Origin of the sequence: Roseibium porphyridii (assembly GCF_026191725.2) — a bacterium.
GTDB classification, from domain to species: Bacteria; Pseudomonadota; Alphaproteobacteria; order Rhizobiales; family Stappiaceae; genus Roseibium; species Roseibium porphyridii.
The window spans coordinates 1208781-1222034 of the sequence record NZ_CP120863.1 but is presented as its reverse complement, the minus strand read 5'-3'; the positions used below and the strand labels follow the sequence as shown (position 1 = coordinate 1222034).

The 13254-nt window shown below is 56.9% G+C and carries 10 protein-coding genes; 8 read left to right on the top strand and 2 right to left on the bottom strand.

Features of this window, described 5'->3' with window-relative positions:
* Positions 1 to 87 precede the first annotated feature (87 nt).
* Positions 88 to 1089 carry an inositol 2-dehydrogenase gene (gene iolG, locus K1718_RS05775; RefSeq protein ID WP_265682958.1) on the bottom strand — a complete coding sequence of 334 codons (1002 nt, stop codon included), beginning with the start codon at positions 1087 to 1089 and terminating at the stop codon, positions 88 to 90.
* A gap of 117 nt (positions 1090 to 1206) precedes the next feature.
* Here iolG and K1718_RS05770 point away from each other — a divergent pair, with 117 nt between their 5' ends.
* The 8 genes from K1718_RS05770 to iolB all read left to right on the top strand — a co-directional run bounded on the left by K1718_RS05770 (position 1207) and on the right by iolB (position 10806).
* On the top strand, positions 1207 to 2049 hold the full coding sequence (locus K1718_RS05770; protein ID WP_152500028.1) for a MurR/RpiR family transcriptional regulator: 843 nt from the start codon (positions 1207 to 1209) through the stop codon (positions 2047 to 2049).
* A gap of 142 nt (positions 2050 to 2191) precedes the next feature.
* On the top strand, positions 2192 to 3133 hold the full coding sequence (locus tag K1718_RS05765; RefSeq protein WP_152500027.1) for a sugar ABC transporter substrate-binding protein: 942 nt from the start codon (positions 2192 to 2194) through the stop codon (positions 3131 to 3133).
* A 194-nt stretch (positions 3134 to 3327) separates the two neighbouring features.
* Positions 3328 to 4461: an ABC transporter permease gene (locus K1718_RS05760; RefSeq protein ID WP_152500026.1), complete on the top strand. Its 1134-nt coding sequence runs from the start codon at positions 3328 to 3330 to the stop codon at positions 4459 to 4461.
* 1 nt (position 4462) lies between these two features.
* On the top strand, positions 4463 to 5254 hold the full coding sequence (locus K1718_RS05755) for an ATP-binding cassette domain-containing protein (RefSeq protein ID WP_152500025.1): 792 nt from the start codon (positions 4463 to 4465) through the stop codon (positions 5252 to 5254).
* 32 nt (positions 5255 to 5286) lie between these two features.
* Positions 5287 to 7233: a bifunctional 5-dehydro-2-deoxygluconokinase/5-dehydro-2-deoxyphosphogluconate aldolase gene (locus K1718_RS05750; protein WP_265682954.1), complete on the top strand. Its 1947-nt coding sequence runs from the start codon at positions 5287 to 5289 to the stop codon at positions 7231 to 7233.
* A complete protein-coding gene (gene iolD / locus K1718_RS05745; RefSeq protein ID WP_265682952.1) occupies positions 7230 to 9068 on the top strand; it encodes a 3D-(3,5/4)-trihydroxycyclohexane-1,2-dione acylhydrolase (decyclizing) in 1839 nt (612 codons plus the stop codon). The genes K1718_RS05750 and iolD overlap by 4 nt, the downstream gene beginning before the upstream one ends.
* A 23-nt stretch (positions 9069 to 9091) precedes the next feature.
* Positions 9092 to 9988, top strand: a complete 897-nt coding sequence (gene iolE / locus K1718_RS05740; protein ID WP_265682951.1) for a myo-inosose-2 dehydratase — start codon at positions 9092 to 9094, stop codon at positions 9986 to 9988.
* A complete protein-coding gene (gene iolB / locus K1718_RS05735; protein ID WP_265682949.1) occupies positions 9985 to 10806 on the top strand; it encodes a 5-deoxy-glucuronate isomerase in 822 nt (273 codons plus the stop codon). Before iolE ends, iolB begins: the two co-directional genes overlap by 4 nt.
* Positions 10807 to 10913: 107 nt before the next feature.
* Here the strand turns inward: iolB and K1718_RS05730 are convergent, their stop codons facing one another.
* Positions 10914 to 13094, bottom strand: coding sequence for a methyl-accepting chemotaxis protein (locus K1718_RS05730; RefSeq protein ID WP_265682947.1), 2181 nt, complete (start codon positions 13092 to 13094; stop codon positions 10914 to 10916).
* Positions 13095 to 13254: the final 160 nt, after the last annotated feature.

Below are 13254 nucleotides of genomic sequence, written 5' to 3'. Positions count from 1 at the left end.
TCCCGGTTCTCCTGAAAATTCTGCTGCCGAATTTGACAAAAGAGCGTGCCGACACGCCTCTTTCACGGGGATCGAAGTCTGCAGTCTCTATTGGATTTCATCCGTTCCGACAGCGCGCCGCTCGGCCACGGATTTCAATGCAGCCTCACCCAAAATGAGCGATTTCAGTCCGTCCTCGCCGGTTGGAGATGGTTGTGTTCCGTTTTCGATGGCTTCTACGAACGCCTTGATTTCAGCGGCATAGGCCTCGGTGTAGCGCGTCATGAAAAAATCATGCAAAGGCGGGCGCAGGTATCCATCCTCGGTCGCGACCTCTATGGAAACCGGGCGCTGATTTTCGGCGGAAACAGCTCCCTTGGATCCATGCACTTCAATCCGTTGATCGTAGCCGTAGGCCGCGCGGCGCGAGTTGGATATCGAACACTGCTTGCCGGACGCTGTTGTCAGCACGATGGTTGCGCTGTCGTAGTCGCCAAGCTTGCCGATTTCAGGATCGACCAGAACCGAGCCGGTTGCATAAACGGTGGTGAATTCTTCGCCGAGCAGAAATCTTGCCATATCGAAGTCGTGAACAGCCATATCGCGAAAAATCCCGCCAGAGGACTGGATATATCCCGGAGGTGGCGCGCCTGGGTCACGCGATGTGATCTGGACCATCTCAACATCGCCGATACGGCCTTCCAAGATGGTGTCGCGCACAGCAGAAAAATGCGGGTCAAAACGGCGATTGAATCCCAACATGAGAGTCGCACCATGGTCTTCAACCGTCTGGAGACAGGATTTGACCCGCTCTATGGACAGGTCGATCGGCTTTTCGCAGAAGATCGCCTTACCGGCTTTTGCAAACTGCTCGATCAGATCCGCATGTGTGTCTGTTGGCGTACAGATGATCACCGCATCGACATCATCGGCCGCCGCAATCTCGTCGATCGTTGCAACACGTGCGCCATAAGCTTGTGCCAGCGCTTCAGCAGCCTCCGGGAAGGCATCGGCGACGGCGACGAGCATTGCTCCATCAACCGCGCCGATGGCTTTTGCGTGCACCTTGCCAATCCGTCCTGCTCCCAGCAGAGCGACCAGAGTTGCCATTTGTTTTCCTCCCGGATGGACGGCAGCACGCGAGCAGATCCAACGCCTTGCCAATTTAGAATAAAAATTCCAAAATCACTTTATACGGAATGTGTCAAGCAGGAAAAGAAGAAATAGATGAACGATATGAGCCCGGAGCAACTTTCTGCATCCGCCGCCCCTGAAACAGTCGATGGGTTCTTCAATCGGCTAGGCAGTTCCGCAGACCGGCTTCCCAAGCGGCTCAAACAGTTTGCCGATTTCATTGCCGCAAACCCGGACCGGGTCGCCGTTTCAACGGTCGCCGAACTTGCAGAAGGGGCTGACGTCCAGCCATCTGCCGTCATGCGATTTTGCCAGGAGATGGGGTTCTCCGGCTTCTCGCAGATGCAGAAGTTGTTCCGCTCGCACTATTCCCAGAAATGGCCCGACTATGCGACCCGCCTCGCCAAGCTTCGCGACCATGGCACGGAATCTCCTTCTGCGTTACTGGCCGAATTTGTCGAGGTCGGAAGAGCGTCGCTGGAAAATCTGCTGACAACGGTGGATTCTTCGGCTTTGCAACAGGCGGTCGATGTGCTGTCCCGGGCGGAAACTATTCACATGATCGGTTTTCGCCGGGCCTTTCCGGTCACCTCCTACCTTGCCTACGCGTTTGAAAAAATGGATGTGCCGGCGGTCCTCCATTCCGGCATCGCCAACATCAACATGGAACACCTGATCCGCCCAAACGATGCGGTCATTGCTGTGACCTTTGCACCCTATACGGAAATGACAATCGACATGGCCACCAGCGCCCGCGCATCCGGGGCCGATATTGTGGCGATCACAGATGTGGTCACAAGCCCGCTTGCCCGCCTGAAGGCCATCCAGTTGCTTGTCTCCGAACTTGATGTCGGCGACTTTCGCGCATTGTCCGCAAGCCTTTCGCTTGCGATCGCTCTGGCAGTCTCTGTTGGGGCTGAACGAAACCGGAAATAACTTTTTTGGAAAATTTCTGTTGCAATGAGAAAAAAATGGAATTTAAATTCCAAAAGTGGTTTTTCGATCTCGAGCCACGCCGAGTTTTGAAATCGCGGACAGAAAGATGTCTGAACCGCGAGGTTTGTTTTGGGAGGAACTAATGAAGAAGACATTGATTGCGCTTGCGACGGCCGCCATTGCGTTTACGGGTGTGAGCGGATCGGCAGTTGCGGACGGCGAGCGTTTTGTTCTTGTGAGCCATGCGCCTGACAGCGACAGCTGGTGGAACACGATCAAGAACGGCCTTGCACTTGCTGGCGAGCAGGTTGGAGCAGAGGTTGAGTATCGCAATCCGCCGACAGGCGACATTGCCGACATGGCACGCATCATCGAGCAGACGGCTGCGTCCAACCCGGATGGCATCATCACCACGCTTGCCGATCCTGACGTTCTGTCCGGACCGATCCAGAATGCGGTTGCCAAGGGTGTTCCCGTGATCATCATCAACTCCGGCACGCCTGAGCAGGCAGCCGATGTCGGTGCGCTGATGTATGTCGGCCAGCCTGAGTATGATGCCGGTCTTGCAGCCGGTCAGCGCGCCAAGCGTGATGGCGTTGGCTCGTTCCTGTGTGTCAACCACGTTGTCTCCAACCCTGTGGTTGGCGAGCGCTGCCGCGGCTTTGCCGACGGTCTGGGTGTGGATCTGGGCACCAGCATGATCGACAGTGGCCAGGATCCGGCCGAGATCAAGAACAAGGTCAAGGCGTATCTTCTGGCCAACCCGGACACGGAAGCTGTCCTGACGCTCGGCCCGACCTCCGCGGACCCGACCATCCAGGCGCTTCAGGAAATGGGCAAGGCCGGCGACATCTACTTCGGCACCTTTGATCTGGGCACCGAGATCGTCAAGGCGATCAAGGACGGCACCATTCAGTGGGGCATTGACCAGCAGCCGTTCCTGCAGGCCTACCTGCCGGTGATCGTTCTGGCCAACTACCAGCGCTATGGTGTGCTTCCGGGCAACAACATCAACTCCGGCCCGGGCTTCATCACCAAGGACGCTCTGGCGAAGGTTGAAGAATTCGCCGGCGAGTACCGCTAAGGCAGTGGCCGCCCGAGCGGTCGACTGGAGAGGCGGTTTCCCCGCCTCTCCCTTCTCAAGAACGTAACCCAGGCGCTCCTTAGTCGAAGTCGAGCGCGCTTCATCCAGAACATTGTTCTGCGGCCGGGCCGCATGGGAGCGGGCCTTTCCTGCTTCTCAAGGCGGCCGGCCACACCGGCACGCAGGAGGACACCATGGCTGAGACCCAAACGGCAGCCCCACCAGAACCAGAGAAAGACGAACGCGTCCGCGAGATGTCTCGCATGCGCAAGGCGTTGATCCGCCCAGAGCTCGGCGCCATTTGCGGCACCATTCTCGTATTCATGTTCTTCCTCGGCATAGCCAGCGACAGCGGCATGTTCGCCGCCGAAGGCATCATCAACTGGGGCACCGTTTCTGCCCAGTTCGCCATCATCGCTGTCGGCGCCTGCCTGTTGATGATCGCCGGCGAGTTCGACCTGTCCGTCGGCTCCATGATCGGGTTTTCCGGCATCATCATCGCTCTCATGAGCGTGCAATGGGGCTTTCCCGTCTGGTTCGCCATTCTGGTCGCCTTCGCCCTGTCCCTTTGCATTGGCGCCCTCAACGGCTATCTGGTCATCAAGACCGGCCTGCCCTCCTTCATCGTCACGCTCGCCTTCCTCTATATCCTGCGCGGGCTGACGATCTTCATTGCCATTGCCACCACCCGCAAGACCATCATCGGCGGCGTCAAGGATGTTGCCGAGGGCGACCCGATCGCCTGGCTGTTCGGCGGCAAGGTCTTTTCCGGAGTGTTCGTCTGGCTGGCGGATCTGGGCCTTGTCGGCACCTTCGTGGCCGGCCCCAAGGCCGGTCTGCCCGTGGTCGAGGGCATTCCCATGCTGATGATCTGGGCCATTGCCCTCATCATCTTCGGCCACATTCTTCTGACCCGCACCCGCTTCGGCAACTGGATCTTTGCCTCCGGCGGGGATGCCCAGGCCGCCCGCTATGTCGGTGTGCCGGTCAGCCGGGTGAAGATCTCCATGTTCATGTTCACTGCCTTCTGCGCCACCGTCTTTGCCACCTGTCAGGTGATGGAGTTCGGCTCGGCGGCCGCCGACCGCGGTCTGTTGAAGGAGTTCGAGGCGATCATCTCCGTGGTGATCGGCGGTGCGCTTCTGACCGGCGGCTACGGCTCGGTCATCGGGGCCGCCCTTGGCGCGCTGATCTTCGGCGTCGTCCAGCAGGGCCTGTTCTTTGCCGGCGTGGAGAGTTCGCTCTTCAGAGTGTTCCTCGGGGTGATCCTGCTGCTTGCCGTGATCCTCAACACCTATATCCGCCGCATGATCACAGGAGAACGTTGAGATGCCCGATGCAAACACAGCTCCCCTGATCGAACTGGTCGACATCGAGAAGCATTTCGGGCCGGTGATTGCTCTCAACGGCGTCTCCGTCTCCGTCAAGGCCGGCGAATGCCATTGCCTGCTCGGCGACAACGGCGCCGGCAAGTCCACCTTCATCAAGACCATGTCCGGTGTGCACAAGCCCACCCGCGGCAAGATCCTGATCGACGGCAAGGAGATGGCCTTCTCAACGCCCCGCGATGCCATGGAGGCCGGCATTGCCACGGTGTACCAGGATCTGGCGATGATCCCGCTGATGTCGGTGACCCGGAACTTCTGGATGGGCCGCGAGCCCAGAAAGAGCGTCGGCCCGTTCAAGTTCTTCGACTTTGCCGAGGCCAACGAGGTCACCATGGCCGAGATGGCCAAGATGGGCATTCACCTGCGCTCGCCCGACCAGGCTGTTGGCACCCTGTCGGGCGGGGAACGCCAGACGGTCGCCATTTCCAGGGCGGTTTATTTCGGGGCAAAGGTGCTCATTCTCGATGAGCCGACATCCGCCCTCGGTGTGCGACAGACCTCCAATGTGCTCGCCACAATCGACAAGGTCCGCAAAAAGGGCATCGGCGTTGTCTTCATCACCCACAATGTCCGCCATGCCATGGCCGTCGGAGACCGGTTTACCGTGCTCAACCGCGGGAAAACCCTCGGAACAGCCGAGCGCGGAGACATCAAGGCAGAAGAACTCCAGGAATTGATGGCTGGCGGACAGGAACTCGCTCAACTCGAAGGATCCCTCGGAGGAACCGTGTAAAAAACTGGTCTCACAACGGACGGAATGCGCACGTGAAAGAACTTGATGTCATCACGATCGGCCGGTCTTCGGTCGATCTTTATGGAGCCCAGGTGGGTGGCCGGTTGGAGGACATGTCGTCCTTCAACAAGTATATCGGCGGCTCGCCCACCAACATGGCGACAGGCACAGCCCGTTTGGGTCTCAAGTCCGGCCTGATCACCAGGGTTGGCGACGAACATATGGGCCGCTTTGTCCGGGAAGAACTAGAACGCCACGGGGTCAACACCCAAGGTGTCGTCACCGACCCGGACCGGTTGACCGCGCTTGTCCTCCTGGGCATTCGGGATCAGGAACAGTTCCCATTGATTTTCTATCGTGAGAACTGCGCGGACATGGCGCTCTGTGAAGATGACATCAACCCGGACTTTATTGCCTCTGCCAAAGCTATCGTCGCGACCGGCACGCATTTGAGCCACCCAAAGACGGAAGCAGCAGTGCTGAAGGCGCTGAAATTGGCGCGTGAATCAGGTGGCAAGACGGCCCTCGACATAGACTACAGACCAAATCTCTGGGGTCTCTCCGGTCACGGCGACGGGGAGAACCGCTTCATCGCCTCAGATGAAGTCACAGCAAAACTGCAATCGACCCTGGAGCTGTTCGACCTGATTGTCGGGACGGAAGAAGAATTTCACATTGCCGGCGGCACCACAGATACTTTGCAGGCATTGAGGAACGTCAGGGCGGTATCCAAGGCAACGCTCGTCTGCAAGCGTGGTCCCATGGGGGCTGTGGCATTCGAAGAGAACATTCCATCAAGCCTCGATGACGGCATTTCCGGACCGGGCTTCCCGATCGAGGTATTCAACGTCCTTGGCGCTGGTGACGGTTTCATGTCCGGTCTCCTCAAAGGCTGGATCACAGGCTGTGACTGGGTCACTTCCCTGACTTATGCCAATGCGTGCGGCGCTTTCGCAGTCTCCAGACACGGCTGTACGCCAGCTTATCCCAGCTGGGAAGAACTCCAGTTTTTCATCAAACGCGGCGTCAAGGACAAGGCCTTGCGCAAAGACAAGGAACTGGACCAGATCCACTGGGCCACCAACCGGCACACGTCTCATGGCGGCGACTGGTCCACCATGCGCGTTTTTGCATTTGATCACAGGATACAGCTGGAACAGATGGCCGATGAAGCCGGTGTTACGCACGAACATCTGGGCTTTTTCAAGAACCTGTGTCTCGATGCGGCGCTCAAGGTTGCCGATGGAAAACCCGGCTACGGCATTTTGTGCGACAGCCGGCTGGGACGCGATGCCCTCTATAAAGCTGCCGGCACAGGACTGTGGATCGGACACCCTGTTGAATGGCCAGCGTCCCGCCCCTTGAGCCTGGAACCGGAAATCGGCCCCGATTTCGGTGGCCTGGCCGAATGGCCGGTAGAACATGTCGTCAAGGTGCTGTGCTTCTATCACCCTGACGACGCCGAAGACTTGAAGGCCCTGCAGGAGGACGTCTTGAAACGTCTCTTTGCCGCCTGCAGGCGAAATGGTCTGGAACTTCTTTTGGAAGTCATTCCATCAAAGGTTGGCACTGTTGATGATGACACGACCGCCAAAGTCATTCGCCGCATCTACGAGATAGGCATTTATCCCGACTGGTGGAAGCTGGAGCCCCTCACAACAAAAGAGGCCTGGTCCCGCGCTTGCGCGGCGATTACCGACAACGATCCGAATACCCGCGGCATCGTAATCCTCGGTTTGGATGCGCCGGAAGACCAACTGGCTGCAAGCTTTTCGGAAGCGGCACAATTTGAACTCGTCAAAGGCTTTGCCGTCGGCCGAACCATATTTGCTGACGCGGCACGCAAGTGGCTTGCCGGTGAGCTTGGCAATGAAGACACCATCGCTGAAATGAGCAACAGGTTCGAGCGCCTTTGCCGGATCTGGGACAAAGCGCGCGCGCATTCGCAGTCTTTTGAATATCAAGGAATACCTGCATGAACACCATCCGCCTCACCGCGGCGCAGGCCATGGTCCGATATCTCTCGGCACAGATGACCGAAGACGGCGAACGTTTCATCGACGGCATCTGGGCCATTTTTGGTCATGGCAATGTCGCAGGCCTCGGCGAAGCGTTGGAGCATGCCGGCAACACGATGCCGACCTGGCGTGGCCAGAACGAGCAAACTATGGCGCACACAGCCATTGCATACGCCAAGGCAAAGCAGCGTCGGCGCGCTATGGCAGTCACGTCCTCGATCGGACCGGGCGCAACCAATATGGTCACCGCGGCAGCACTTGCTCATGTCAATCGCCTCCCGGTTCTGTTGATCCCTGGCGACATCTTTGCAGGGCGAGCGCCGGATCCCGTGCTGCAGCAGGTTGAGGATTTCGACGACGGCACGGTTTCCGCCAATGACTGTTTTAGACCCGTATCCCGCTATTTCGACAGGATCTCTCGCCCGGAGCAGCTGCTTACCGCCTTACCGCGTGCGTTCCGCGTCATGACCGACCCGGCCAATTGCGGCCCGGTCACGCTCTCCTTCTGTCAGGACACTCAGGCCGAAGCCTTCGACTATCCTGATAGTTTCTTTGAACCCAAGGTCTGGCGCATTCGGCGCCCCGAACCGGACAACCGGGATGTCGCCGACGTTGCGGCCCTGATCGAGACCGCGAAACGCCCCGTGCTTGTTTGTGGTGGCGGTGTCGTCTATTCGCAGGCCGAAGAAACGCTTGCCGATTTTGCAACCCGACATGCCATACCGATTATCGAAACCCAGGCAGGCAAATCTGCGCTGGCACAGTCTCATCCGATGAATTTTGGTGCTGCCGGGGTCGACGGCGCCGCGTCCGCCAACGAACTGGCGGAAAAGGCCGATCTTGTCATCGGCGTTGGCACACGATTTCAGGACTTCACGACTGGTTCATGGGCGCTTTTCAAAGGCGCAAGTCGCAAACTGGTGTCGATCAACGTTCAAGGCTATGACGCGGACAAACACGGCGCGATCGGTCTTGTCGGTGACGCCAAGGTCTGCCTTGAGCGGCTGTCCGCAACACTCAAGGATCACCGGTCTGGCGCTTTTGAACCGCAGTCACGTCTCAATTGGCTTGCAAAGGTTGATGCCCACTGCAGCGCCCGAACCGATGTATCAGACGACTACCTGCCACTTGATGCAGAGGTGATCGGTGCGGTTCAACGCACGGCGAACGAGAAGACCATTGCCATGTGCGCCGCCGGAACCATGCCGGGTGCGCTCAAGCTTTTGTGGCAAGCACCCCAGGGCGGCTACCACATGGAATATGGCTATTCCTGTATGGGCTACGAGATCGCCGGTGCCATGGGTGTCAAGCTTGCGCAACCTGATCGAAACGTTGTCTGCTTCGTCGGCGACGGTTCTTATATGATGGCCAACTCCGAACTTGCGACGGCTGTTATGCGTCAGGTCCCTTTCACGGTGGTCCTGACCGACAACCGTGGTTTTGGCTGCATCAACCGGCTGCAATTGGGGACCGGTGGGGCCGAGTTCAACAATCTTTATCGAAGCGCCAATATTGAAGTGCAGCCTGAGATCGATTTTGTCGCTCATGCATCGTCCATGGGCGCACATGCGGTAAAGGCGAAGGACATTGCGGACCTGGAAACGCAAATCCTGGCATCCCGCGAGCGGCAGGTTCCAACTGTGATCGTGATCGACACCGATCCGATGCACGGCCCAGGTGAAGCAGGAGGCGGTCATTGGTGGGACGTTGCCGTTCCAGAGGTCTCCGACCGGCCCCAGGTCAAAGAAGCACGCGAAACCTATTTGGCTGCGCTCAAAGATCAACGCGCCGACTAATCCTCATCAGGGACAAAGAAAACATGATCCTTTACGGCGCAAACCCGATTGCCTGGGCAAACGATGACGACCAGACGCTCGGTGCGCACATACCTACGGAGCACATCCTGCAGGAAGCTTCAACAATCGGCTTTGACGGCATCGAAAACGGACACCGTTGGCCGGATGATCCCGAGGAACTCAGACAGTTGCTCGCCAGTCATGGCCTGAAGTTCATATCCGGCTGGTACTCACTAAATCTCCTAGCCCAGTCGGTTGAGGACGAGAAGAAGGCGATCCAGCCGCATCTGGACAAACTGAAGCACAATGGCTGCAAGGTTTGCATAGCCTGCGAAACCTCAAACACCATTCAAGGGTCCGATGTAGATATTTCCACAAGCCCGGTACTGAGCGCAGATGAGATGAATTCTTTTGGCGTTAAGGTGGAGGAACTTGCAGCCTTTTGCGCGCAGCAAGGCATTGATCTTGTCTATCACCACCACATGGGAACCGTTGTCGAAACCCCTTCGCAAATCGATGCGTTCATGGCCGCAACCGGCCCGGCGACGAAACTGCTTTTTGATGCTGGTCACTGCTATTTCGGCAGCAAAGGCGAGGACCCGGCACCGGTCCTGAAGACTTACATCGACAGGGTCGGCCACTTCCACGCCAAGAACGTCCGGCCTGCCGTGATGCAGGACATCAGAGCGAACGGCAGCTCCTTCATGGATGGTGTCCGGGCAGGTGTGTTCACCGTGCCGGGTGACCATGAAGGTGGCATTGATTTTCATCCCCTTTTGACGATCCTGAAAGAAGCCGGTTATCAGGGCTGGATTGTAATTGAGGCTGAGCAGGACCCTGAGGTCCACAATCCGTTCAAATACCAGAGCCTGGGACTTAATACGCTCAAGGCCATTGCGAATGAGTTGGAACTAACATGAGCGACCTCCTTCGAAAACCGACCGGTGTAAGCGGCAAGGTTCATGACATCACCGTTGAAAGCGCAAAAGGACCGAAGTCGCCGGACTGGGGATATGTCGGGTTCTCCCTCTATCGCCTGAAAGCGGGCGAGACGACCAGTGAAGCGACTGGGGACCGAGAGGTGATCCTGGTCATGGTCGAAGGCAAGGCCAGCGTCTCTGCAGGTGGAGAAGACTTCGGTGAGCAGGGTGAGCGCATGAACGTTTTCGAGCAACTGCCACCACACAGCGTCTACGTGCCAAACGAAACCACCTGGTCGGCAACGGCCACGACCGACTGCACCGTTGGCGTGTGTACCGCACCGGGGAAAGGCGGCCACAAGGCTCGGGTTCTGCCGATACCGGAAAAGGTCACACGTGGTAAAGGCGCCAACACGCGCTACATTTTCCCGATTGCCATGGAAGAAACGGATGTTGCCGACAGTCTCCTGGTGACGGAAGTCTTCACCCCTCAAGGCAACTGGTCGTCCTATCCACCTCACCGGCACGACGAGGACAATTTTCCGGACATGACCTATCTTGAAGAGACGTATTATCACCGTCTCAACCCGGATCAGGGCTATGGGCACCAAAGGGTTTTCACTGAAGACGGAACGCTGGACGAGTCCATTTCCATGAACAGTCATGATGTCGTGTTGGTTCCGAAAGGTCACCACCCTTGCGGCGCACCTTATGGCTATGAAATGTACTATTTGAATGTCATGGCGGGCCCGATGCGCAAATGGCGCTTTCAAAACCATCCAGACCATGACTGGATCGCCAAGCGGGATGCTGGCTAAGACGTCCTTAGCGAGACGTCCTGGCAACACTTCCGGCGCGTTCCAGGAAAACCAAAAAGGGTGCCCGGAGGCACCCTTGATTTTTCACTCCGATCGTCGTGCAGCCGTCACGCCGCACTTCGATCCTCGGCCCTGTCACCGGAAACCCTGGCAAGGAAACGTTCGACCTCTTCTGCCAGATTTGAGCTGGCCTCAGAGACGAGATCAGACGCCGAGTTCACGGAAACCGCTTCCTCGGAAGTCTGGAGCACAACATTCGATACGGATGACATGCTGGTAACGGCATCACCCGTACTGTCGCTGGCTGACTTGGCCGAACGGGCAATTTCCAGATTGGCTGCACGCTGTTCTTCGATGGCACCGGCCACAGAGCTGGTTAGACTTCTGATCTCATCAACCTTCTCAGCAATGTGTCCGATGGCACCTGCTGCATCTTTGACCGAGCCCTGAATACCGGTAATGCGACCGGAGATTTCGTCCGTCGCCTTCGATGTCTGTTCCGCCAGGTCCTTGACTTCCGAAGCAACAACAGCAAACCCGCGTCCAGCTTCACCGGCGCGCGCCGCCTCGATGGTTGCGTTAAGAGCAAGCAGATTGGTCTGTTCGGCAATATCCCGGATCAGATTGACAACACTGCCGATGTGTTCAGCAGAATCGGACAGGGTCTGCACATCCTTGTTGGTCGCTTCAGCAGCTTCCACAGTTTCCTGTACGATCCGAGACGTGGTTTCGGTCTGATTGGCGATTTCCTGAACCGTCGCCGTCATTTCCTCGGTCGCGGCCGCAACGGTGGCAACACTTTCAGAAGCACTTTTTGAGGCATTGCCGGCAACATCGGATTCCGACCTGGCATTTGTGGCAAGTTCATCAAGTGTCGCTGCTGCTCCACGCATCAATCCCATTTGATCGGATACCGTGGCCAACCGCTCCGACATGGTTCCCTGGAACTCAGAGATGAGCGTTTCAAGATACTCCTGACGTTCTTGTTCGCGATCTCGTTCTCCGCGAGCATTGGCTTCAAGTTCCTGCCTCTGGATGGCATTGTCCTTGAAGACAGTAACTGCGCGGCTCATATCTCCGATCTCATCTGTGCGATCCGCACTTTCGATCTCGACACTCAGGTCACCAGCTGCGAGGGCACTCATCGCGTTCACCAACCGGTTGATTGGAGACGTAATCGTACGAGCGGCAAACAGACCCGCGACGGCAGCAATAGCAAGCAGAGCCAGACCAGCCATAAGCATACGATTGCGCAAAGCGACGATCGGCAAAGATGCTTCTTCGTAGGACTGCAAGGCCAGGAGAAGAAATTCGTTGTTCTGATAGTCGAACGTGATGGCCTCGACATCCATCAATTCACCGCGGTGCAGTTCGGCGTAACCGAAGGCTTCACCATTGGCCCTTGCCTCGTCAATCACCGCGCCTTCGATCTTGGTGGTCAAGATATCGTTGACATCTGGGGTGTAAGTGGTGTCGTTCCGCATCAACCCGTCTTCGCCGATCAACACAAGTTCACCCGTGGTGCCCAGTCCAAGATTGTGACGCATCAGCTCATTGATCTTGTCAACGGGCATCTGAAACGCCAATACGCCTACAGTGTTGTTGTCGCTGTCAACTACAGGGTGTGCCATGAAACTCGCGGGTGCATCATAACTTGGGCCATAGGGTGCGAAATCTTCAAACGCCACATCGCTGTGCGCAGTAATCGTCATAGCCTTTCGGAACACTTCGCCGAGGTCAGATCCGGCCCACTTGCCACCATCTGCCTTGAAATTGGTCGCGTAGTCCAATTCCTTGAATACGGAATAGACAAGGTTGCCGTCGGTATCGAACAGGAAGACGTCATAATAGCCTTCATCCTGCTGAAGCTTGTGGAACCAAGGATGGTATTTGCCGTGGACGTCATCATAAGCTGTGCCAGTTTCTGCGGCGTAAAGCTTATCTTTCTCCCCAGTCGGGTGCGGATTGTTCGAGATATAGGCATCCTGAAGCGCGGTCTCCAGATTTACCCCTTCCTCGGACATTTCCTGCCACGCAGCTGAAAACTCGTGGACTGCGGTGACCGTTCCAGGGTTCTCGGCTATCAAAACAAGTTGATGCTCAATCGTTTCCAGGTAGGCGCGGATTTCCGCTGAACCGGTTTCAGCTGCCGCCAAAAGCCTTTGCTTGGTCAATTCATCGATACTGGCCACAGACGTGAAATAGCTGGCCAAGCCGATGCCGACGCCAACAATTGCGGCAGCCCCAACGACCATTGCGGGTATTTTTCTTGCGAGACGGAAAGCCATTTTCGTCCCTTCCTTAGCGGTATTTTTGGTTTCATCAGCCCGAAATTCCCGGCAAAGGTAAGGTTAATAATAAAATATAGACTTAACGTTTTCGCCTTTAGGTAATAATTAGATATTGCAAGAATTTACAATATACAAAAGTCGCAAACTAGGTGAGACG